The sequence below is a fragment of the Chitinophagales bacterium genome (assembly GCA_013816805.1).
Classification (GTDB): domain Bacteria; phylum Bacteroidota; class Bacteroidia; order Chitinophagales; family UBA10324; genus MGR-bin340.
Genome location: JACDDS010000007.1, coordinates 125,097 through 149,232, shown reverse-complemented (window position 1 = coordinate 149,232; position 24,136 = coordinate 125,097). Strand labels below are relative to the sequence as shown.

The following is a 24,136-nucleotide window of genomic DNA, read 5'->3' as shown; positions in this document are numbered from 1 at the left end:
AAATTATTCTGACTTTATTAATCTCAATTCCCGCTCTTCAGTACCATTGTTTATTTTAACCAGATATATTCCTGCTTTCCAGTCTTTACCAACATTTAATTCAGTTTCACTCACTCCCGAAAGGTGAAAAATATTTTGACCTATAAGGTTGAATACATCAAGTGTAACCGATGTATTTCCATTGTTAGTGAACTTAACCGTGAAATAATTGGAAGATGGATTTGGTGATGCAGTGATATTAAAAAGCTCATCTTGCGATGAAAGATTCTCTCCCTTGCAAACAATTTGCACTTTTTTTCCTGAAGAAGTTGCGCTACAACCGTTTGAATTTGTCACCGTTACTTTATAAGTACCCGCAGTTTTAGCGGTGTAACTGATGTTAGTAGCACCTGAAATTTTAGTGGAGCCATTTTTCCATTGATAAGTAAGGCCGGCTCCTGAATTGGCTGTTAAAGTCACGTTGTCACCTGCACAAATAGAAAGTGATCCGCTTGCAGTTATGGTGGCAGTGGGCAGAGGATTGACAGTGACCACTACGGTATCTTTTGCGGTTCCGCATCCAAGTCCATTGTCTACCGTTACTACATAAGATGTGGTAGATTTTGGATTCGCATTAGGGTTTGCAATATTCGCATTATTTAATCCTGTTGTAGGAGACCATGAATAGATCGATCCGCCTGTAGCATTTAGAGTAGTGCTCTTACCACTGCAGATTGCCACGTCTGGGCCGGCATTGGCAGCGGGAATGGGACAATATTTCAAAGTAAGTGCATCAAATCCATTAGTGCCCCTTCCGGTCGCATAGCCTGCAGCATAGACGTAACCTGAACCATCAACTGCGATAGATTTTGATGCATCATTGAAATTGGCAGAACCACTGTACCGGGCAGTCCATTTAGCGTTTCCTGCAACATCATATACAATTGTGATAAAGTCACTACCTGTTTCTAAGTCGGCGCTTTCTCCTGAAGCATAAATATTATTGAATTTATCAGCAGCAATCACATTGCCGCGATCTACAAGAGATGCAGAACCATTATACCGGTTCAACCACTTCTGTGCCCCGCTGGAAAGATCATATTTTATTGTAACAAGGTCAGCAGTATCACCGGCACTTGAAGGTGCACTTCTCCCTGTCACATAAACTCCGGAAGTAGTTGCAATTATTGCATTAGAATGATCAGTGAAATTGCCGTTGCCGTTATAAGTAGATGCCCATTGTTGTGCCCCATTTGTGTTGTATTTTATTGTAAGATAATCATCACCATGAGTGGAAGTGCCGGTGTTTCCCGTTACATACAAAGAACTGCTGCCATCATAAAACATATCATTTGGAACATCATCTTTGCCGTTAGCACCGTTATATTTAGTAAGCCATTGTTGTGCTAGAGAACCATCATACTTTATTGTTACAACTTCATAATCAGTTCCATTCGAGCTTTGCCCGGTTACATATATATTGCCTTCGTTCACAATAATCTTAATTCCTTTATCTATGCCATCACCTGTGCCGTTGTATCTCTTTACAGCTGACTGTGATCCTGCAGAACTATACTTGATAGTAGCTATATCATAATCGGTAACAAAGGAAGAAACGTTTTTATCGCTATAGCCGGTAACATACACGTTGCCGTTTGATAGATTTACTCCAATGGATGTTGCCACATCTGCTTCTCCAACATTATTGTAACGTGCAGTCCACAGAATATTTCCAAGAGTGTCCAGCTTCATGGTTATGTAATCATCGCTGGTGCCGTCCCCATTGCTGCTGCCGCATACAAATACATTTCCTAAGTTGTCCACTGTGATGGCCCTTCCCTGGTCATCATCCTGACTAAAATCATAAGTGATCTTCCACTGTGTGATTCCTGCTGAATTAATTTTAGAGACAAAAAGATCCTTGCTTTGTCCGGCGGTGAAAACATAACCAGTGACATAAATATTTTTTTTAGAATCAATGACCATCGCCTGCACTTTATCGGTGAAATCGCCCTTGCCATTATAATTTTTTATCCATACTGAAGAACCATTTGAGTTGTATTTAATCGCCGTTGCATCCTTTTGAGTAGTGAGGTTTTGTGTTCCTCCAACGACTATCAGGTTTCCGGATACATCCATCACAAATCCTTCTGCATTATCATCACTACCTGCATCAGTACCTGCATAAAAAGCTGACCATTGAAGATCTCCTGATGAGTTATATTTTACAGTTATAAAATTATCTGCTTCAACAGATGCTAATGAATTTACATCGCTTTTTCCTGTTACAAACACGTTTCCTGAACCATCAGCAATTAGGTCACTTGCATCTTCATTGTTAAGCACAGCATTTCCAAAAGTCTTTGCCCATTGCTGGCCGCCTGATGAATTATATTTGACAGTTAGTATATCATAATTAATGTTTGAGGATGAATTCACATCAGATTGTCCGGCAACAAAAACTTCGCCTGCACTATTCACCCGAATCTTATTACCATAATCATCATCGCCGCCGTCATAAAATTTTGTCCATTGGGATACGCCGGAAGAATTATATTTTATAACCAGCACATCATAATTATTTGAGTTCTTAGTGCGCCCGGTAACGTAAAGATTTCCCGATGCATCACTGGTAATAGATGCACCGCGATCATTCCCGGAGCCCCGGTTATAAACAGTCTTCCATGTCTGTGTGCCTGTTGTGCTGTATTTGATAGTAATCACATCATCATCTACCGAAGAAGCTGTTCTTCCGGTAATAATACATCCGCCGGTATTATCACTTACCACGCCATTGCCCCGATCTGTTCCGTTGCCGGTTCCATTATAACGGATAGCCCATTGCAGAGCACCTTGGGTATTATATTTCAGAGTGAGGATGTCGTCATTTTGGTTATAAGTAGAATCCCCGTCGCTTGATCCGTTGATGAAAACATTGCCGCTGTTATCCACTGAAATCCCCAGCGGGGCATCGTCCTGGTTAAACGAAGAATTGTATGCTCTTGACCATAGCAAACTACCACTTGCATCATACTTCTGTGTGAGAATATCAGTTTTGTTGATAGTGCCGCCATAGGATTCGCCGGTGACATAAACATTGTTAGATCCATCAATGCCCATGTAGATAATTTTATCATAACCATTTCCTGCGCCATTATATTGGCGAGTCCAAAGCGTGTCGCCGCTTGAATTCATTTTTACGAGAAGATAGTCTTTATCCTGACCACTATTGAAGGTATAACCACCGAGGTAAATATTTCCGGTGCCATCTTGCACAATGGCATCATAGCGATCAGAATTATCGCCGCTGCCCACCTGCGAATTTGTCCAGACAGGTGTGAGTTGGGCATGCACGTTAATACTGATTATCAGAAGAAAAGAAGTAAGTATATTTTTCATTAGGAATGATTTTATTATTTTAAATTAGGATTAGAATTGCTGATAACGATTATATATTTATATTAAAATCACCTGATCATTGTAACACTTGTGAATCAATCAGGTTCTGTATTTCTAAACATTGACGATGAATAATTTTAACTTGCCGGATTGAAATTTTTAGATTCTGAACCGACAACAACAACAAGAGAAGAATAGTCTCTACAATAAAAAATGAGATAGAATTCCTGTTGCTTTGTATTCGTAGCTGCTTAAATATTTTTCAACAGGATGTAATTTACATAAATAAAATGGTTACTGCAAGTAAGGTTAAGCGTTATGATTTGGTTACTCAAATATGCTACCCCTTCATTTACCCGGCGAACAGCAATAATTTATCAGAGGGAGATAACAAAAACTTCTTTAGGAAAAGGCGAATCTTTAATTTAAACAACTGAACAATGAAAAATTTAAACAACTGAACAATGAAAAAGTTCCTGCTCATAAATTTAAAATTGCAAGCTGTCTTAGCTTCAAATTAACTTTTTCAATTCTCACTTGTGAACTATTTTTTCGAGCCTGTTTGCTATTGCTTTGCCTAGTGAAGAAATTCGCCAGTCAGTTTTCAGCATATATGCTTTTGGCAACTGCAGCAGATCTATAGAAGCTGAGCTTTAATATAAATGCTCCGCAACAGCCGGTAAATTATTTATTGAAGGGAGATTAACAAGATATATATTATCTGAAAACATTTTATTTCGGTGCTCCTGTCAAAATTCTTCTGATTGTTCTATTGTATGAAGCAATATTGCATCTGCAGAAAGAAGTTGAAGTTCATCTGTGAAGTATACTGGAATTTGAGGCGCATAATGCCGGTATCTTGTCCCAGGGATGATTGTTACATTCTTTGTACCAGAAATATTGTGAATGGAAACACCGGGAATAACTGGTTGATTTTTTTTTCGCCAATAACTCCGTGGCGAAGTATAAAAATTTTATCGTCATGTCGTGCATCAATAATAATTGATTCTAAACCCACTTTTTAGAATCCTCCAATCTGATCAATGGAATAAAAGTGACATATAAGGCATCCACTGATAAAAGTAAAAACAACTGTACTAAAAATGTTTTCATTGAATAGGTTTCGTTGAAGAGATTAATTCTGCGAGTATTAAATGAAAGATATAAAATAAAGGAAGTTTTTATACTATTATAATTCAGCTTGGTCGCGCATACGTACCATTAAACAAATGCATATCAGTTAATTTTGCGCCACATTTAAATTGAATGAATTACCTCTTTGCAGAAAATATTTCGCGCTCCTTTGCCGATAAAAAATTATTCAGCGGATTAACCATCAGCATCAACAAAGGGCAGAAAATAGGGTTGATTGCTAAAAATGGCCTGGGAAAAACATCCTTGCTGCGGATACTTACCGGAGAAGAAAAGCCGGAAACTGGGTCTGTGCTACTCCGTAAAAATTTACGCCTGGGATTTTTAGAACAGGAACCTGCCCTTCGTGAAGATCAAACCGTGCTTGAAAATATTTTCGATACCGATCACCCCGTTATAAATGCAGTAAAGCTTTATGAGTTCTGCCTGGATAATAATAGCCAGGGTCCGGAAATGCAGCATGCGCTCGAATTGATGGACGAGCATGATGCATGGAACTTTGAGGCAAAAGCAAAAGAAATTTTATCACGCCTGGATATCCATGCCTATTCATCACTGGTGAAAACACTTAGTGGCGGGCAACGGAAAAGAGTCGCGCTTGCCCGGCTTTTGCTTCATGAACCTGAATTTTTAATCCTTGATGAACCGACAAATCACCTTGATCTAACTATGATCGAGTGGCTGGAACATTTTCTCGATAAGAACTGCAATACATTACTGATGGTAACTCATGACCGTGATTTCCTGGATAATGTATGCAAAGAAATTATTGAGCTCGACGATGGAAAAATATATTACTATGAGGGCAGCTACCAGTACTACGTAGAGAAAAAGGCCGAGCGAAAAGAAAATGAATCACAGAATATTGATAAGGCCAGAAATACATTACGTAAGGAACTGGAGTGGATGCGGAAACAGCCAAAGGCGAGAACTACAAAATCCAAATCACGTATAGATTCTTTCTATGAGTTGAAAGAGCGGGCATCGAAGAAAATAGATGAAAGCGAGATGAAGGCTGAAATCAAGATCACGCGCCTCGGCGGAAAGGTTTTAGAATTTCATCATGTGCACAAAGGATTTGATGATCTAAGAATTCTTTCAGACTTCAGCTATAAGTTTAAGACAGGTGAACGGATCGGTGTGATCGGAAAGAATGGTGTTGGCAAAACCACCTTTCTCAATTTATGCCTTCTACTTGAAAAGCCCGATTCAGGAAAAATAGTGGTTGGTGAAACCGTGTTGTTCGGATACTTCTCTCAGAAAGGGATGGTAATTGATGAACAGAAGCGCGTGATCGAAGTAGTGCGTGAAGTAGCAGATTACATTACCCTCAACAAGGGAAAAACCTTAACTGCTTCACAGCTGCTCGAAAGGTTCCTTTTTAATCCCGATCAGCAATACGTGTATGTCTCAAAGCTTAGCGGCGGCGAAAAAAGAAGATTGTATCTGCTCACCATCCTTATGAAAAATCCGAATTTCCTGATCCTCGATGAACCGACAAATGACCTGGATATCATCACTCAGAATGTGCTGGAAGATTTTTTAGATGATTTTCCCGGTTGCCTGCTGATCGTTTCACACGACCGGCATTTCATGAAAAAAATCACAGATCACCTTTTAGTCTTTGAAGGAAAGGGGTTGGTTATTGATTTTCCGGGTAACTACTCTGAATACCTTGAATGGAAAGCATTGGACGAACAATCAGATGCAGCATCGGAAGAGATAAAAAAAATAGACTCAACAATATCACCAGGAAAGCTTCATGTAAAAATAAAGCTCAGTTATAAAGAGCAGCGTGAAATAGAGCAACTGGAGCTGGATATTGCCGCTTTGGAAAAACGTAAAAAAGAATTGACCGGCTTTTTAGAAACGGCTCTACCCTACGAACAGCTGCAAAAATATTCATCTGAAATAAATAATCTTATTGATTCCTTAGATAAGAAATCCAACCGCTGGTTAGAGTTATCGGAATATGCCTGAAAACCATTCACTCCTTAAGCATATCTTTTAATTAAGTTTTCAACAATCAATAATTTCAGTTCTCTGTTGTTCTTTACGTGGGCTTTTCTTTTAAGAATGCAAACAATTGTTCTGTTAGTGTTTGATCTGCTTGATTAATCGGCCTTCTCCCCACCATTTATCGTGTTGCATAACCGATTTATAGAGTTATGTCAGACATTAGGTACAGACAGAAGTAGGTTTGAACCCGATTATATATTACAAAACTATATATCAACCTATTTATGAAAAAGTTATTATTTGCCTTGTTCCTATTTCCTTTCTGGCAATTACAGGCGCAGCAAACACACAAGAGTTCTTATCATCTGCACGTTTCCGGATTTGTTCAAAATAAAGGGCAGGTTTATGATCAGAATGGAAAAGTAAATAACACCGTAAAATTTCTTTATGCCCGGGATGACTTTCATTTAACACTGAAACCCGGAGGATTTAGCTATGAGGTTATTCAGCAAAAGTCCTCTGCAGAGGGTTTTCCAGAAAGCGGGTTTACTGACAATGATGAATTAAAGGAATGGCGGGATAATCAACCGACACAGACATCCGTAAACAGAATAGATGTAACACTAAAGGGTTCCAATTCTGAGGCGCCAATCTGCATGGATGAAAATACGGGAGTGAGCCTGAACTATTATACCAATGGAAACGCGGTTACCAACGTGCAGTCGTTCAATCGGATAGTTTACAAAAATATATATCCGCATATTGACCTTGTTTTTCAAAATCAGCAATCTGAAAATGGTGATTATCCTGAATATTCATTTATTGTTCATCCTGGTGGTAATGCTAAAAAAATAGAAATGAATTACGCTTGTTGCGGAAATCTTCATTTGGATGACTACCGTACTTTATCTATTAATGCGGTTAATGGATATGTAAAAGAAAGTGGCTTGCGCGGATATTGGTTGGAAGATGATGCAGAAGCAAATGTTTACTTTCAATTAAAAGAAAATACCCTCTCGTTTAATGTTCCTGAATCTAAAAGTAAAACACTTGTTATCGATCCGGCTGTACTTTGGGGAACATACTTTGGAGGGAAAAGTTCTGAAAACTGGGATACGGAAAGTGAAATAACGCTCGATAATGAAAGTAATATACTCCTTGCGGGATCCACTCAAAGCACAACGAATATTTCAACTATAGGTGCCCAAATGCAAACATTTGGAGGTAGCCGGGATATGCTTCTTGCCAAATTCAGCTCCGATGGCTCTCATACATTACAATGGGCTACTTACTTCGGCGGCAGCAACCAGGACATTGCTTATGGTGTATGTTGTGATCGACATGACAATATTTTAATAACCGGCTTCGTAAAAAGCTCCAATGTAATGACGCCGGTTCCCAATGTGTTTCTAAAGCTGCAGGGTCGGAGCGATGTTCTTTTAGCGAAATTTAATTCCGGCGGAATATTGATTTGGAGTACATTGCTTGGAGGATCGGATGATACGGACCCTGAAAATGGGAGAAGCCTTATTTGTGATGATGCAGACAATGTATATTTCTGCGGATATGTTACCAGCAGCACCGGAGTGGCAACAACCAATGCACATCAAACCGTTTATGCAGGAGAAGGTGATGCAATACTCGCGAAATATTCAAAGGACGGTGAGAAAATCTGGTGCACTTATTTAGGCGGTACCAGCCAGGACAGGGGTCATGTATTGTGTCTTGATAATTCAGGCAATCTTTATTTTGGAGGTACGGCGCAAAGCAGCAATAAAAGTCGCTGGATCTCCGGTGGTTTTCAAACTGCTAAAGGCGGTAATGTAGATGCCTTTTTTGCTAAGTTTGATATCAATGGAAATTATTTTTGGTCTTCTTACTACGGTGGTTCACTAGGTGAGCACGGCAGGGGTATAAAATGTGATTTATCAGGCAATGTATACTTCACAGGATGGACAAACAGCAGTGAAAATATTGCCTCTTTAAATTGTTTCCAAAGCAGAAATTATGGCACCGATGGCTTTATTGCCAAATTCAATCCGGAGGGAGACAGGCTTTGGGGTACCTATTTCGGTGGATCGGGCCAGGATTTATTCTACGGCCTGACAATCGACGATGAAGCAAATCTATATTTATGCGGAACCACCAGCAGCTCAGATATTTCTTATGGAGATGCATACCAGAAGACAATCGCAAGTCCTCAGGATGCCATGTTCGCTAAATTTGACGGGAATGGAAACAGGATATGGACATCGTACTTCGGTGGAAATGCAAATGATGCGAGCTATGACATTGAGAGAGACAGCTCCGGAATGCTTTATCTCGTTATAGATACCTGGGGACCTCTGCCGGTTACAACAGGTCAATCCACCGTGAGCGGTGCGGATGATTTAACCGTTTTTCAGATTGATGTGAACCCGGGAACCGCCCCTATAAACCGGGAAAACGAAATCTTAAAAAATAATATTTCAACAACAATCGGCATTTCTCCCAATCCTGCTTCGGAATATATTACCATCAAAAATATTGAGTCAGTATCAGGTAATGCAGAAATAAAGGTGGTTGATCTATCCGGCCATGTAGTAATAAGTAAGCAAATAAATGTGCAGCAGGAAAATCCAGAAATTAAGTTGAATGTGAATGAACTTAAAAATGGTTTTTATGTTGTCATTTTTAAACATGATCAAATTACTTATTCAGTTAAAGTAATGATCAGTCATCAGCAATAAATATAAACAGTTAGTATGCGTAATAATAAACCGCAAGAGGTCAAAAAAGTCTTGCGGTTATTTTATTGGAAGGCTTATAGCTTCAATAAAATAAATACATAATAATTGAAACATTTAAAGTTAAATTTTAATAGAGATTTTTTTATAACCTGCTCTCAGAGCTTATACTGCTTACTTTATAATGCCTCTTATCTTGGTCGGTTATTTTTTCCTGTTCGCACTATAAAATGTCCGATTTATAGAGATTATTTGATGATTATTCACCAAGATGATTTAATTTCTACTTCACTAACATATTTTCTATTAACCATTTTTAGAAGCACTTTTCAAAATGAAAATTTTAACACTTATTTAAAACCCTGTTACAGCTATGAAAACTATTTTAATTATCTGCATAATTATTCCTTTATGGCAACTGCACGCACGTTCAGAGTCGCAAGATAAATTGCGGTTTCACACGGATGGTTTTGTACAAAACAAAGGACAGGTTATTGATCAGGATGGGAATGTAAATCACAAGGTTTCATTTATTTATACTAATGGTGATTTCCATCTTGCGCTCACTCCTTCCGGGTTTAGTTATGAGTTGCTTCATGAAACAGTTAATATAAACGCTTTTCCTGAAAGCGGATTCACCGATCCCGATGAATATCAGGAATGGAAGGATGCACAAATATCGCGGGTTTCATCGTGCCGCATAGATGTATCACTAAAAGGAGCAGACATGCATCCGGAAATTAGGCCCGATAATGGTACCGGAACCGTTCTCAATTATTATACATCGGGGAATATTATTACCAATGTCCCTTCATTTAATCGCATCACTTATAAAAATATCTATCCACATATCGATTTGGTTTTTGAAATTCATTCGTCAGAAAATGGATCTTATCCGGAATATTCATTCATTGTGCATCCTGGTGGAGATGCCCGACGGATAATGATGAGTTATTCAGGTTTAAGTGCTATTAAGTTAGAGAATCCATTCAATTTAGATATTTATACTTCAAATAGATTCATTAAAGAAACCGGATTAAACGGTTATTGGCTCGAAGACCCTTCGCCTGCAGCTGTTTCTTTCCGGTTAAAAAATCATACTCTTTCATTTAATGCCCCGCACAGCAACACTAAAACACTCATCATTGATCCGGTAATCGTTTGGGGAAGTTTTTTTGGTGGAAAAAGCTCTGAAAATTGGGATACTGAAAGCGAGATAGCATTAAGCAATGAAAACAAAGTAATTCTTACCGGCTCAACGCAGAGCAGTTCTTATGTAGCAACCAATGGTGCGTTCATGCAAACTTATGGTGGTAATAGGGATATGCTGTTAGCAAAGTTCAGTTTAGATGGTACTCAAATAGAATGGGCAACTTATTTTGGAGGCAATGGCCAGGATGTAGCATATGGTGTCTGTTGCAATGCAGAAGATAATATATTGATAACCGGATTTGCTAAGAGTCAGAATATTCCGACATCTATTCCAAATACATTTTTAGCCCTGCAGGGAACAAGCGATGTAGTAATTGCGAAATTTTCAAGCTCAGGGATGCTGATTTGGGATACATTGCTTGGCGGCATTAACGATGCTCAACCTGAAAACGGGAGAAGCTTAATATGTGATGCAAACATGAATATTTATCTCTGCGGTTTTGTGACAAGCGACAATAATGTAGCTACAGAAGGAGCTTATCAGCCTGGTTATGCCGGTTCCGGAGATGCTTTTCTTGCTAAATATGATAAGAATGGTACAAAGATTTGGTGTACATATTTCAGTGGCATCGGCCAGGATCGGGCGCATGCTCTATGTCTTGATCCTTTTGGAAATGTCTATTTTGTGGGTACAGCTAAGAGTAAGAAAAATTTTATATCGAATGGTTTACAAACAAAATTTGGTGGCCTTAATGATGCCTTTCTTGCGAAATTCGATACTTCAGGAAAATATTTTTGGTCCACTTATTATGGAGGTACAGGTGGCGAACATGGAAGAGGAGTGAAGTGCGATGGACTCGGGAATATTTATTTTACCGGGTGGACAAACAGTACGGAGCCAAATGTTATTTCGACATCCGGAAGCTATCAACAGAATCTTGGGGGCTCGCAAGATGGGTTTCTTGCAAAATTTACACCCGATGGAAGACGCCTATGGGGAACCTATTTTGGCGGAATCAGCATTGATTTATTTTTCGGTTTAACGATCGATTCGCAGGCTAATTTGTATCTGAGCGGTGGAACAAAGAGTGAAAATAACATTGCAACAACGGATGCCTTGCAAGACACAATCGGCGGTGGACAGGATGTTATGATTGTAAAATTTGATTCTTCGGGATATCGTATGTGGTCATCTTACCTGGGAGATAGTGTAGATGATAATTCCTATGATATTGAAATAGATAGTTTCGGTATGATTTATTTGGACGTAAATAGTGTTGGACCTCTTCCCGTTTCTTCAAATGCGTGGCAGACCTTTGCCAGAGGCAAAGATGATTTGGCTGTGTTTAAAATCGACATAAATACTAATCCTCCTCCGCCAAGAATTAATTCTGCAGTGTATAATATACTATCTTCTAAAATACTTATTGGTCCTAATCCGGCGTCTGATTATATTCAAATCAGCAATTTTAATTCAGAGGAAGGGAAGGCAGAAGTAATCATTCATGATGTGAATGGACGCATTTTATTGGATAAGCAGCTATTAATTTCTGAAGAAAATCCTTTTATTAATATACCGGTAAATCAAATTCCTGAAGGTTTATACATTATAGCTGTTAAACAAAATGAATTTGTAATATCACGTAAGATTTTAATAAGCAGAAAACAATAAAGAATTAATTTTTACAACAAAACAAGGGTCGTTTCACATGTGAAACGACCCTTGTTTATTTTCAACCAGCTTTCTAACATCGTGAGAGTGTTTGGTTTACTGTAATTGCTTAGGATAAAAAATTTCAGAATCTCCACAATAGATGTTTCACATTTTCGCTTTCATATAAGTTTGCCATTTTTTCAACACCGTGGAAAAATCTGCCGGTAAATCTGAATCAAAAAAGACAAATTGCCTGGAAGAAGGATGAATGAATCCTAAAGATTTCGCATGCAGTGCATGCCTTGGAATAACCTGAAAACAACTTTCTACAAATTGTTTGTATTTTGAATACACGGTTCCTTTCACAATTTTATCACCGCCGTAAGTTTCATCATTAAAAACAGGATGGCTGATAAACTTCATATGCGCCCTTATCTGATGGGTACGACCCGTTTCCAGCCTGCATTCAATCAGGGATACATAGCTAAGGTTTTGTAATTCCGTGTAATGTGTCACAGCTTCCTTTCCATAATCACCATCCGGAAATACATCCATCATTTTTCTGTTTTTCAGTGATCGCCCGATATTGCCGGTGACTGTTCCCTGCAACTGTTTGAAAGTTCCCCATACGATAGCCTGGTAGGTTCGCTGTATGCTATGGTCAGAAAATTGCCTGCCCAAAAAATTCATTGCATGTTCATTTTTTGCAACCACCAATAAACCGCTGGTATTTTTATCTATGCGGTGCACGAGGCCCGGCCTGAATTCATTTTTTTTCTGAGCCGGTAAGTTCTGAAAATGATAGACCAGACCATTTACCAGAGTCCCGGTATAATTCCCTACTCCGGGATGTACTACTAATCCAGGTGGTTTGTTCACCACAACTATATCATCATCTTCATATATAATGTTGAGCGCAATATTTTCAGGCTCTACATCATGCTCCATCTTAGGTTCAGGCAACATTACCCTGATTACATCGCCCGGTTTTATCTTGTAATTAGATTTAACTGCAATGTCATTCACAAAAACCATTTCGTCTTCAGCAGCCTTCTGAATTTTATTTCTTGATACCGATTCGATACGATTAAATAAAAATTTATCTATGCGCAAAGGGGATTGGCCTTTATCAGCAACAATGCGATAGTGCTCATATAGGCCTTCTTCGACTGGATCAACCAGGGAATTATCTATACCGGTATTCTTTTGCAATCTGTTGGTAATTTAAAGAAGAGAATAAGTAAGAAAATTTCTGCCCATCTTTGATACAAGAAAGGATAACAGAGGATTAAAACCATAACTATTTAATCATTACTCCTCTTTTTCCTATGAGCGGAATTTCCGTGAAATTGTTTTTAATAATACTTTCTGTTACAAAAACGTAACGCTTGTCAAAGAGGATTCCCTGATACCAAAAGCTCACCCAAAACTCATTATTGATACCAAATAACCGCTCATCAATCCATTCCACTTTTACATAATCCTCCGCGGCTATTTTTTCAAAGAATTGCCTGAGCGTGCTGGTTTTAACATTTTTTCCGTCAATATTGCCGTATCCTTTGGAGCTGATAAGGACACCATCAATGGGACTTTTTTTTAGATTTACCAGGTATACAATCCATTCTTCTACTCCCACTTCAGAAGTTTCAGGAACTACTGCCATGGCAACATCTTCCACCCTTTCAAACGGAATATCTTTCTTCATCTGTTCTTTAAAAATTTTGGGACGCCCAGTCTATCATCAAACGTACATCTTTGAAACAGGAGCCTTCCGGTGGTGCCCTCAAATGACCCAGCCTCACAATAACCAGGTGTTTATCCGGAACTACTATTATGTATTGACCATTCAAGCCCCGGCAATAAAATACACCAGGACGCTCCGGCATAATCCACCATTGGTAACCATAATAATCGGTTGTTTTTCCTTCGTCATCTTTTAAGCCAACGGGCGAAAGAGACTGCACCACATAATCCTGGGACACAATTTGTTTCCCTTTCCAGTTTCCTTTGTGCAAATATAAATCCCCTATCCTGGCAAAATCGCGTGCATTACTGTTAAAGCAGCAATAGGCTTTTTCACATCCGTCTTTATGATCCAGCGACCATAAAGCAGGATGTTCCGCACCCAATGGTTTCCATAACTTTTCAGAAGCATATTCGCTTACTGTCTTTCCAGTGGCATTTTTAAGCACAAGGGAAAGGAGTTCTGTATCCCCGCTTCTGTACGAAAAAATTTTACCAGGTTTTTCATGGGGTTTTAAGGTAACCATCTGCCCATACAAATCAGTACCATAATACCCCTTTGTGGTTTGTGAAAATAGCCCCGAATAATTTTCATCCCAGCTGCTGCCACTGGTCATCATTAATAAATTACGTATGGTGATTCCAGCAATAGAGGAATCTTTAAAATCATGAATATAATTGCCGATAGGATCATCGAGAGAGATTATTTTACCTTCTTCTTTAGCTATTCCAATTAAAATACTAATGATAGACTTAGCCATGGAAAATGAATTGGAAAAAGTATCGGGTCCATAGCCATCCGAATATTCTTCAAACTGTAATGAATCATTTTTTAGTACAAGGAATGCCACAGCTCTGGTTGAATCCAGTTGGCGCTGCAACCCCGGATCGGGCTTTATTTTATTGTAGGTGCTGGAAACAGGCCATGGCTGAGGAGGTCCATTTTCAACGGTCCGGTTGTAAAATAATTTATAGTCATCAATGTCAGCATATGTATAAATAAGTGCTTTATATATATAAGTATTACCTGTGACAGCCGTGATTATAAAAATTACAGCGATCAATATTGCAATGCCTAAAATTATTTTTTTCAGGGCTTTCATCTAATGCGATAAAATAATTGCAAAAATAATTGATGCACCTGAATATTCGCGGTAGGGGTTTAATGCATCATCCGGTGAAGGTTGCCGGTGAACAATTTTTATGAATTAACCAAAACTAAATCTGCGTTAAACAGATTAAAAAAATGGGGTTTCAATTTATCCTTTACCTCATCCATATTTATTTCCCTTCCTAACTCCTTTCTCATAGATGTAACTCCCTTATTACTAATACCGCAAGGAATAATAAGATTAAAATAATCAAGATCTGTATTTACATTAAAAGCAAATCCATGCATTGTAACCCATCGGCTGCAGCGAACTCCAATAGCGCAAATTTTACGTGCCTTTGATGGTGATGCAGCATCAAGCCAAACCCCTGTTTCACCACTGGATCTTCCTGCCGCAATACCATATTCCCAAAGGGTAAGTATAATGGCTTCCTCGATTATTCGAAGGTATTTGCCGATGTCGGTAAAGAAATAATCAAGATCAAGAATAGGGTATCCCACAATCTGTCCGGGGCCATGAAAGGTGATATCCCCTCCCCGGTTAATTTTGAAAAAAGAAATTTTCTTTTCATTCAGTAAATCCTGGTTTACCAATAAATTTTTGATAGAACCACTTTTTCCAAGAGTATAAACAGGAAAGTGCTCACAAAAAATCAAATGGTGAACTGGTATGTATTCCGGATCAGGTGAATTACGCAAGGCAATCTTTTTCTCAATAATTCCATTGAATAATTTCTCCTGGTAATCCCATGCGGACTTATAATCAATTACACCCAGATCCTGTAAGTGTATTGTACGATATGTATTCGGATACTGGATTGATATTGTTGTCTGTAAATCGTTTTGCATGCTGATATAGCATTGTAACACTAATAAAATAAATCCGTTTCCGAACTAATAAATGATTAGCTCAGCGGATTCAGGTAATTATTAAGACTATGTTCCGGACAATTAATTTGCCAGCTCCATTTTCAGATAATCAATAACATTCACCTCTGAAGCGTCTACTTTTCTTAAACTTGAAAGATACCAGGAAACCCAATCCCCTAAGTGGATAAGGTAGAGGGATTTTTCAATGAAGCTATCGCCCTTGGAATAGATTTCGATAATGTGCCGGGTGTATTGCGAGATAATATTTTTAACAATATTCATCCGGTGCTGAGTTCTGGTATAATCGATATCATTCCTTAATAAGAGTACTGCAAACTTTCCCGGTGTTCTCCAGCCAACTAATTCGTTGTGATTCATTTCAGGGATTACATGGTGCCAGCAAAGCACTTTAGAGTTTTCATTAAGCTGCTGCCTCCAGCGCATCGCAACAGCCTCCATATTAGCTGCGCTGTATATGATCGGAATTTTTTTGTTCAGCTTTTTTGCAATCTGTTTTGCAAGTTTCTGAATATGCTTTTCTTCCTTATCCAAATGAATAATTGCCTCCTGGATACCGACTACAAATCCATCATCAATCAATCCATAGTAGTAAAAGATAAAAAGCTGCTGAATAAATGAATATGTTAAACAAGCACGCGGCGGCTTTCCTCCTGGTATAATTACATAATCTAATCCCGCCTTCTTTGCTATGCTGATCAAAGAACCTCCTGATGATATACAAACTATTTTACAGCCCCGGTTAATACCTTCCTCAAGCGCATGCAGCGTTTCTTCGGTGTTACCTGAATAAGAAGAGGCAATTAACAGAGTATGCTCATTCGCAAATTCCGGCAAAAAATAATCCTTACAAACCACAAGGGGTAATTTCATTTTCCCTGCAATTAAACCTGCTACCAGGTTACCGCCAATGCCTGATCCGCCCAGGCCTGCTATCACTATATTCCGTATATCTTTATGCCGTGGCGTTAACTCTATTTTACGTCCAATTTCAATTGCTTCAGCCATTTGCTTCGTAAAGCCCGCAATCAGGTTATCCATCATAATTTACTTAATTTTAGTTGAGATCATTCTTCAAATTGATGAGTAAACATAATGAATTGGGTGTAAAAGGAGAAATTCTCGCTTTAGAATTTCTTGAAAAAAAAGGTTATGTGATTCTGGAGATCAATTGGCGCTTTTCTCATACTGAAGTGGATATAATAGCGAAACAACCTAACACGCTGGTAATTGTTGAAGTAAAGACACGCACAGGTGATCAGTTTGGTTTTCCTGAAGAGGCTGTTGGAATAGAAAAACAAAAAAACCTTGCCCGTGCAGCAGACGAATATTTAGAAAGAAATAACCTGGATATGGATGTGCGATTTGATGTTATCTCCATAACGTTCAAGAATGACCTTCCAAACATTTATCATATCCAGGATGCCTTTTTTCCTTATGAAGTATAATTCTTACTCCTTAAGTAATACCATTAATCAACCGTTGTCAATTGTGCGTTTACTTCTTTGCAATACTCAATCATTCTTTCTGCCACTGAGCAGGTACAAAACTGCCATACGGATCGCTACCCCGTTTTCTACCTGATTCAGAATAATTGAATATTTTGAATCCGCCACATCGCTCGTTACTTCAACTCCGCGGTTGATAGGGCCGGGATGCATTATAAAAATTTCTTTTCCGATTTCATCCAGTAATTTTTTATTGATCCCGTAAAACAGGGCGTACTCCCGAAGAGATGGCAGATACTGTATTTCCTGACGTTCCAGCTGAATCCTTAGAATATTTGCTACGTCGCACCATTCCAAAGCTCTACGAACGTCATATTCCACTTTCACATCAAGGGATTCAATGTGCATCGGGATTAAAGTAGGCGGTCCCGTTACCATCACTTCGACTCCTAATTTTTTCAGACAAAAGATATTGGAAAGTGCAACTCTGGAATGCTGTATATCTCCAATGATTGCAACTTTTTTCCCCTTTAGACCTCCCAATTTTTCTTTTATAGAAAAGGCATCTAAAAGCGCCTGGGTAGGGTGTTCATGTGTTCCATCTCCGGCATTTATAATATTTGCATTGATATATTTTGATAAAAAAACTGGTGCTCCCGCACTGGGATGTCGCATTACTACCATATCTACTTTCATGGCCAGTATATTATTCACTGTATCAATGAGCGTTTCTCCTTTTTTCACTGACGAAGTGGATGAAGAAAAGTTAACGACCTCTGCACTAAGCCGTTTTTCTGCCAGCTCAAATGAAATCCTTGTACGCGTGGAATTTTCAAAGAAGAGATTTACAATAGTAGTATCGCGAAGTGAGGGAACTTTCTTTATTGGCCGGTTAAGAACTTCCTTAAACTCCTCCGCTGTTTTAAATATGAGCTGTATGTCTTCATAAGTCAGATACTTTATTCCTAAAAGATGTTTTACACTTAATGCATTCATCCTTCATCTGTTTTAGCAGGAACTATCCAGATTCTATCCATCCCCTCAATCTCCTGCCATTCCACTCTTACATTTTCTGATGTAAGGGAATCAATTGTTTTACCTGTGTAATCAGGCTGTATTGGAAGTTCACGGGTAAATCTTCTGTCAACAAGCACCAACAACTCTATTTTTGAAGGACGTCCAAAATCAAGCAATGCATCCATAGCTGCACGAACCGTTCGTCCGGAAAATAATACATCATCAATGAGGACTACTTTTTTATTTTCCAGTGAAAACTTAATCGTAGTAGATTTTGGAATGAGCTGTTTTTCAGCCTTTCTGTAGTCATCACGATAAAAGGTAGGGTCAACAATGCCACTTAAAATCCTTTTACCGGTGATTTCTGAAAGTTGTGCGTATATACGGTTAGAGAGATAAATTCCCCTTGGTTGCACGCCTATAATTACAGTTGCATCAAAGCCCCTGTGTATTTCTATTAATTGATAGCAGAGCCTGTTGATGGTTAACGCGAATCGCTTACTATCGAGTATTATACGCGGCTGCAATTTTAAATTTAATTAGATGTGTTGTCAAAAGATTTGTCTTTGGTAATATGTGTATAATCAGAAAATAAAAACCTTAGAGTTTGTAAAGATAGTATTCGGTTAATATCGTTTTAAATTAAACTTTACGACACCATCGTTGTCCTTAATGAATTGAAATTTGTAATCTTTCATTTTTTCCTCTTATTTTGGCGAGCTTTCAGAACCTACCAATGAAAAAAATTATTGGATTTATTGTGATTAATTGCTGGGTAATAAATCCCGGTTTTATAATGGCTCAACTATCAACCAGCCCATGGCAGTTTAAAACGGCCGGCATCCCCTTTTCTCTTCAGAAAAAAAACGCATTTTTTAAAGAGCAACATGCTGATCTTAATTCGGAAATTTCCCAGCGTTCGAAACATTCCTTTAATACAGATTTTACGAAGGAAGAAACAGATCCAAGAACAATTACAAGTACCATTATTGGCAACACTTATTTTGATTTACAAACTAACGCTTCTATTTGCAATAGTTTTTTCAGGGACAATAATGCGACGCTTAATGCTGTTTGGAATTTTGCTCCGGCTGACGATCCCACGTATTTACTTCGAGGTACCGGGTATAATAGCTCCGATGGCACTAACTGGGAGGCTATCCCTACACATCGGATTGAAATTACCGAAAATGGATGGCCCAGCGTTACACGCAGCAGCGCCGGCCAGGTACTTATATTAACACATAATCTGATCTATGGTCAGCTTCAGCTTTCGCGTTTATTGAATCCCCTTACCAATCTCTGGTCTGAAAATCTAAATATTTTACCTACATCAGCAATTGGCGGAGTATGGTGGCCGCGCATGGTAAGCGGCAACACGGGCAGTACTACACTTCACGTCATTTCTTTAACGTTACCCCAATCACGCGGAGGTGAACTATACAACAGCCAGGATGGTGCACTGCTTTATTCGCGCTCTGTGGATGATGGAACCACCTGGGATATTTCCAACCAAACTATAAATGATATTGGACCAGGAGAATATTTTAGGATCCGTCCTGATAATTATGCAATTGATGCGAATGGAAGCAGCGTAGCCATTGTGACCGGAGGTTTCGGCAATGACCTGTTGTTACTGAAGTCGACAGATAACGGAAGTACATGGAGCAGTCACATTATTATGAAGTTTCCTATTTCACACTTTAATGATGAGCTCACCGATGTAAATGGAGATGGCATTGCAGATACTCTTGATTCAAATGATGGATCGCTTTCGGTGCTTATTGATAATAGCGGCAGTGTGCATGTTTGGGCAGGATATGTGCGCATCTTTAACAGTGATGTTACAGATCATACGATAAGCTATATTCCCACTTCAAATGGTATTTTATACTATGATGAAAGCATGGGTGACAATTCACCACGTACCATTGCGGGTGCCTTAGATCTAAATGGTAATGGAATTTTGGATGTTACAGATTTTGGCACCTTTAATTCAGGGCTGGCTTCCCAGCCAAACGCTTCCATTGATGCAGATGGAAACCTTTACCTGGCATATGCAGCCGTAGTTGAAAATGATCCTGATGCAACAGGAAAAGATGTACGACATACCTACCTGACTTCTTCACGGGATGGTGGATTAACATGGTCTTATCCTTCAGATGTAGTTTTTCCATCTAATAATGAGGGCATCTTTTGTTCTATGGCCCGCCGGATTGACCACACTATTCAATTTACTTACCAGCGTGATGAATGTGCAGGACTTAGCACGACTTATGGTTTTCCTGATAACTGCAATACAGGAAAAGAAAATAAAATTATCTATTCAGAAATTCCTGCAGAGCAGATTTTAGGTATTGATGATGCAGTTAATAACTCCCTTATCAACCTTTATCCCAATCCTTCAAAAGGAATTATTCATTTTGATAGCCCTGCTCTAATCGGTCAACAAGCTTCTGTAACAGTAAGCGATCTCCAGGGCAGATCTCTTTTTAATTTTGATAAGGTTCTGCTGAAAAATAACGCCTTTAACTTTCCGAAGTTAAATAATGGCATTTACCTGTTGAATATACGCACAGAACAGTTGAATTTAGCAGAAAAAATTACCATTGTAAAATAATTCTATTTTTCAGCCTTATAATGCTGTTAATATTCACTTGAATATACTTAACAGTTATTTTCCAGAACTAAGATTGTAGAGGTTAACTTATCCTCTTAACTATTTCAGTTTTATATTCTTCAATCCTCCACTTTCAAACAAAATTCCGTGCCACCCTTGTTGCAAAGTTCTGATCGACATCTTTTGCAAAAGAATAACTGAGGAGATAACAAGTGGTGTAATCAGTAAAGCTCTTTTGATCATATTCTGATTGTATTGATTTATTTTTTCTGTTATTACTTGAGTGAAATAGAAATTTTCGTAAATAAAATTAATTTTTCACTTTTATAATACATTTCTAACCATTCTTCTTCCATGTATATTCATTAAATTTCGTTAATGATTGAATGGAAATCTTTTCCTTTTGTCCGGTTCCTTATTCCTTTCATAATAGGCATACTGGCCTATGTGTTTGGACATCTGCATATCTCGTTCATTGTGCTGGTTCTCAATTACGTGCTTTGTATTTTTTTACACCTTATCTATAAGAATAAAAAAGTCCGGGCATATAGAAATGGTTGGATTACCGGACTCGGTTTTCAGGTTTGTCTTTTTCTTTCCGGAAATGAAATTGCTTTCTTAAGTATTGATCAAAATCGTCCTGAGCATTACACGCACTTTTATGATAAAGGAAATGCAGCGATCGTTCGGCTGCTGGAACCTCCTATTGAAAAAAATAAATCATTTAAGGTAACTGCCGAAGTATTATCAATCGGGCAAGGATCATATCAGCATTCTACCTGCGGTAAAGCAATATTGTATCTTCAAAAAGATACTGCTGCTTCAAAATTATATTATGGCAATATATTGCTTATAAAAAATGCTTTTCAAGCTATTCCACCTCCTAAAAATCCTGATGAATTCGATTATAAGAAGTTTCTTTATTTCAATAACATTTATGCGAGTGCTTACTTAAAAAAAGACAATTGGAAGTTATTACCAATAAATCAATCCAATCCGTTATTCGATCTCACTTTTTGGCTACGGGATAAAAGTATTGAGGCCTTTCAGAAATACATTCCTGACACTCAGGATGCTGCTGTAACGGAAGCCCTGGTTGTAGGCTATCGTGACAAGATGTCTTTTGATATCATGCAATCGTATGCGGCGGCGGGTGTAATCCATGTGCTCGCTGTTTCCGGATTGCATGTGGCACTGCTGTTTTCGCTCCTTAACCGTATGCTGTTCATCCTTGAAAAAAAGAGATATGGAAAACAGGTCAAGTCTTTAATCATAATTATATTAATCTGGACGTTTGCATTACTCACAGGATTATCAGGCTCGGTGGTACGTGCCGCCATGATGTTCACTTTTTTTACGATCGGCAAAAATTCAAATCGAACTATCAGCACATTAAATATGCTTGCCTGTTCTGCATTTATAATATTAATGTTTAAACCATTGCTAATTACCGATGTCGGATTCCAGCTTTCCTATATTGCTGTTTTAGGAATTAGCGAACTATTTCCGCATATCAACCGATGGCTGTATCGAACTAATAAAACTGTTGATTTTATTTGGAAAACGATTGCTGTTTCATTAGCTGCCCAGATTGCTACTCTCCCTCTCACTGTTTTTTATTTCAGCCAATTTCCTGCCTATTTTCTATTCGCCAATTTGCTTGTAATTCCTTTGAGCGCCCTAGTACTTTATACAGGCATAGCATTAGCTGTATTCCAAATTATACAACCGCTGGCAAAAATATTAGGCTCTTTAACATATGGTATGGTCCATTTCTTAAATTACTATATCGGTAACATTCGCGAACTGCCTTTTTCCGTTCTGTATCTCTCTTCATCTACAATATGGCAATCATTACTTTTTGCGACATTTATACTGCTGCTCATTCGACTGCTAATTACCCGAGAAAAGTTATATTTATTTGGAATCACAATTACAATTTGCATACTATTTATAATCAGCGCCTATAATCTTCTTCATATTAAAAATGAAAAATCCATTACTGTCTATAGTTTTGTGGGGAAAAGTTGTCTTGAATTTAACAACGGTGGAAATGCAGTAGCTATGAAGTCAGATAGTCTCTTCAATGAGCAGGAACAATTCTATTTGAGACACCACTGGCAATTGTCTAACACAACGATTACAGATTTTATCCCAAGTGATTCTGCTTCAGATGAAACAGCTTTTTTACAGGGTACTTTATGGAACAGGGATCAATTTTTTCAGTTCTATAATTACAGATTGCTTAAGATAAATAAAAAATTACCATTCAATTCTTCTAGTTACAGAATGAAGCTGAATGCAGTTATTATTTCAGGAAATGCAGATGTTTCTGTTAATGAGATTACAAGCTGGTTCGATACTCCGCTTATAATTTACAATGGTGATAATAGTACTTACAGACTTAATAAATGGATGAAGGAATGTAATGGTCTGCATATCGATACCTATAATGTAGCATCAAAAGGCGCACTTAAAATAAGTCTCTAAATAAACCTATAAAATGCAATATGGTATCAGGCGCTCTTAATGATTTCTACAAACTCATCAGCTACTAAAGAAGCTCCACCGATTAAGCCACCATCAACATCTGACTGGGATAACAGGCTTTTTGCATTTGAAGGTTTCATGCTACCACCATATTGTATCGTAATATCATCGGCTATGTAAGACCCATATTTTTCTTCAATCAGCTTGCGAATGAAAGAGTGCATTTCCTGGGCCTGGTCCGTGGTTGCCACCTTACCTGTACCTATAGCCCATACGGGCTCGTAAGCAATTACAACTTCTGAAAAGTCTTCTTTACTAAGGTGAAATAAGCCTTCCCGGATTTGTGTTTCCACCAAAGCAAAATGATTGTTTTCTTCCCGGACTTTAAGGACTTCACCGCAACAATAAATAGGAATTAACCCTTCACCCAACACTGCGTTTACTTTTTTAGACAAGAGATTGTCCGTCTCACCAAAATATTGCCTGCGTTCACTATGTCCAAGAATAACGTACCGGGCACCTGCTGATTTAACCATGGCAGCAGATATTTCACCGGTAAATGCTCCATCCTTTTCAAAATGACAATTCTGGGCAGCACAGAAAATATTTTTTTTTCCGCTTATAGCAGTAGCAATTTTTTCAAGAGAAACAAAGGAGGGGCAAAAAATAATAAGAGTATTATAATTAGTTGCCTCAAGTAGCTGCAGGGTTCTATTTACAAGAGATATTCCATCATCTACGGTTTTATTCATCTTCCAGTTACCAGCTATAATTTTTTTCCGCATGGTGTTTTAAGTT

16 protein-coding genes are annotated in these 24,136 nt (G+C 38.3%); 6 read left to right on the top strand and 10 right to left on the bottom strand.

All coding sequences use genetic code 11. From position 1 onward, the window contains the following. Nucleotides 1-3: 3 nt before the first annotated feature. Together H0W62_07840 and H0W62_07835 are read right to left on the bottom strand one after the other, a co-directional pair. Nucleotides 4-3,378 (bottom strand): SBBP repeat-containing protein, encoded by a 3,375-nt coding sequence (locus H0W62_07840; protein ID MBA3648446.1) that lies wholly within the window; start codon nt 3,376-3,378, stop codon nt 4-6. A 749-nt stretch (nt 3,379-4,127) separates the two neighbouring features. Continuing rightward, nucleotides 4,128-4,301 (bottom strand): hypothetical protein, encoded by a 174-nt coding sequence (locus H0W62_07835; GenBank protein ID MBA3648445.1) that lies wholly within the window; start codon nt 4,299-4,301, stop codon nt 4,128-4,130. A gap of 343 nt (nt 4,302-4,644) precedes the next feature. Here H0W62_07835 and H0W62_07830 point away from each other — a divergent pair, with 343 nt between their 5' ends. From H0W62_07830 to H0W62_07820, 3 genes are all read left to right on the top strand, one after another. Beyond that, entirely contained in the window at nt 4,645-6,510 is a 1,866-nt protein-coding gene (locus tag H0W62_07830; protein ID MBA3648444.1) for an ABC-F family ATP-binding cassette domain-containing protein, read from the top strand. A gap of 263 nt (nt 6,511-6,773) precedes the next feature. Further along, nucleotides 6,774-9,218 (top strand): T9SS type A sorting domain-containing protein, encoded by a 2,445-nt coding sequence (locus H0W62_07825; GenBank protein ID MBA3648443.1) that lies wholly within the window; start codon nt 6,774-6,776, stop codon nt 9,216-9,218. A gap of 370 nt (nt 9,219-9,588) precedes the next feature. Next, a complete protein-coding gene (locus H0W62_07820; GenBank protein ID MBA3648442.1) occupies nt 9,589-12,039 on the top strand; it encodes a T9SS type A sorting domain-containing protein in 2,451 nt (816 codons plus the stop codon). A gap of 147 nt (nt 12,040-12,186) precedes the next feature. Here H0W62_07820 and H0W62_07815 read toward each other — a convergent pair whose 3' ends face one another. From H0W62_07815 to H0W62_07795, 5 genes are all read right to left on the bottom strand, one after another. Then, the gene (locus H0W62_07815) at nt 12,187-13,215 is read right to left on the bottom strand and encodes an RluA family pseudouridine synthase (protein MBA3648441.1); all 1,029 of its coding nucleotides are present in this window, start codon (nt 13,213-13,215) and stop codon (nt 12,187-12,189) included. A gap of 106 nt (nt 13,216-13,321) precedes the next feature. Further along, a complete protein-coding gene (locus H0W62_07810; protein MBA3648440.1) occupies nt 13,322-13,726 on the bottom strand; it encodes a hypothetical protein in 405 nt (134 codons plus the stop codon). A 7-nt stretch (nt 13,727-13,733) separates the two neighbouring features. Continuing rightward, the gene (locus H0W62_07805) at nt 13,734-14,867 is read right to left on the bottom strand and encodes a serine hydrolase (protein MBA3648439.1); all 1,134 of its coding nucleotides are present in this window, start codon (nt 14,865-14,867) and stop codon (nt 13,734-13,736) included. Nucleotides 14,868-14,965: 98 nt separating this feature from the next. Continuing rightward, the gene (gene lipB / locus H0W62_07800; GenBank protein ID MBA3648438.1) at nt 14,966-15,724 is read right to left on the bottom strand and encodes a lipoyl(octanoyl) transferase LipB; all 759 of its coding nucleotides are present in this window, start codon (nt 15,722-15,724) and stop codon (nt 14,966-14,968) included. Between the two features lie 102 nt (nt 15,725-15,826). After that, nucleotides 15,827-16,807: a bifunctional phosphoglucose/phosphomannose isomerase gene (locus tag H0W62_07795; GenBank protein MBA3648437.1), complete on the bottom strand. Its 981-nt coding sequence runs from the start codon at nt 16,805-16,807 to the stop codon at nt 15,827-15,829. A 38-nt stretch (nt 16,808-16,845) separates the two neighbouring features. On the opposite strand from H0W62_07795, the gene H0W62_07790 reads away from it, so the two are divergent. Beyond that, the gene (locus H0W62_07790) at nt 16,846-17,211 is read left to right on the top strand and encodes a YraN family protein (GenBank protein ID MBA3648436.1); all 366 of its coding nucleotides are present in this window, start codon (nt 16,846-16,848) and stop codon (nt 17,209-17,211) included. A 66-nt stretch (nt 17,212-17,277) separates the two neighbouring features. On the opposite strand, the gene H0W62_07785 is transcribed toward H0W62_07790, so the two are convergent. Beyond that, complete coding sequence (locus H0W62_07785; protein ID MBA3648435.1) at nt 17,278-18,207, bottom strand: aspartate carbamoyltransferase catalytic subunit; 930 nt, start codon at nt 18,205-18,207, stop codon at nt 17,278-17,280. Then, nucleotides 18,204-18,755: a bifunctional pyr operon transcriptional regulator/uracil phosphoribosyltransferase PyrR gene (pyrR, locus tag H0W62_07780; GenBank protein MBA3648434.1), complete on the bottom strand. Its 552-nt coding sequence runs from the start codon at nt 18,753-18,755 to the stop codon at nt 18,204-18,206. The genes H0W62_07785 and pyrR overlap by 4 nt, the downstream gene beginning before the upstream one ends. A gap of 209 nt (nt 18,756-18,964) precedes the next feature. Here pyrR and H0W62_07775 point away from each other — a divergent pair, with 209 nt between their 5' ends. Continuing rightward, nucleotides 18,965-20,848 (top strand): T9SS type A sorting domain-containing protein, encoded by a 1,884-nt coding sequence (locus H0W62_07775; GenBank protein ID MBA3648433.1) that lies wholly within the window; start codon nt 18,965-18,967, stop codon nt 20,846-20,848. Between the two features lie 378 nt (nt 20,849-21,226). After that, nucleotides 21,227-23,338, top strand: a complete 2,112-nt coding sequence (locus tag H0W62_07770; GenBank protein MBA3648432.1) for a ComEC family competence protein — start codon at nt 21,227-21,229, stop codon at nt 23,336-23,338. A 26-nt stretch (nt 23,339-23,364) separates the two neighbouring features. Here H0W62_07770 and H0W62_07765 read toward each other — a convergent pair whose 3' ends face one another. Continuing rightward, nucleotides 23,365-24,123, bottom strand: coding sequence for a triose-phosphate isomerase (locus H0W62_07765; protein MBA3648431.1), 759 nt, complete (start codon nt 24,121-24,123; stop codon nt 23,365-23,367). Between the last annotated feature and the right edge of the window lie 13 nt (nt 24,124-24,136).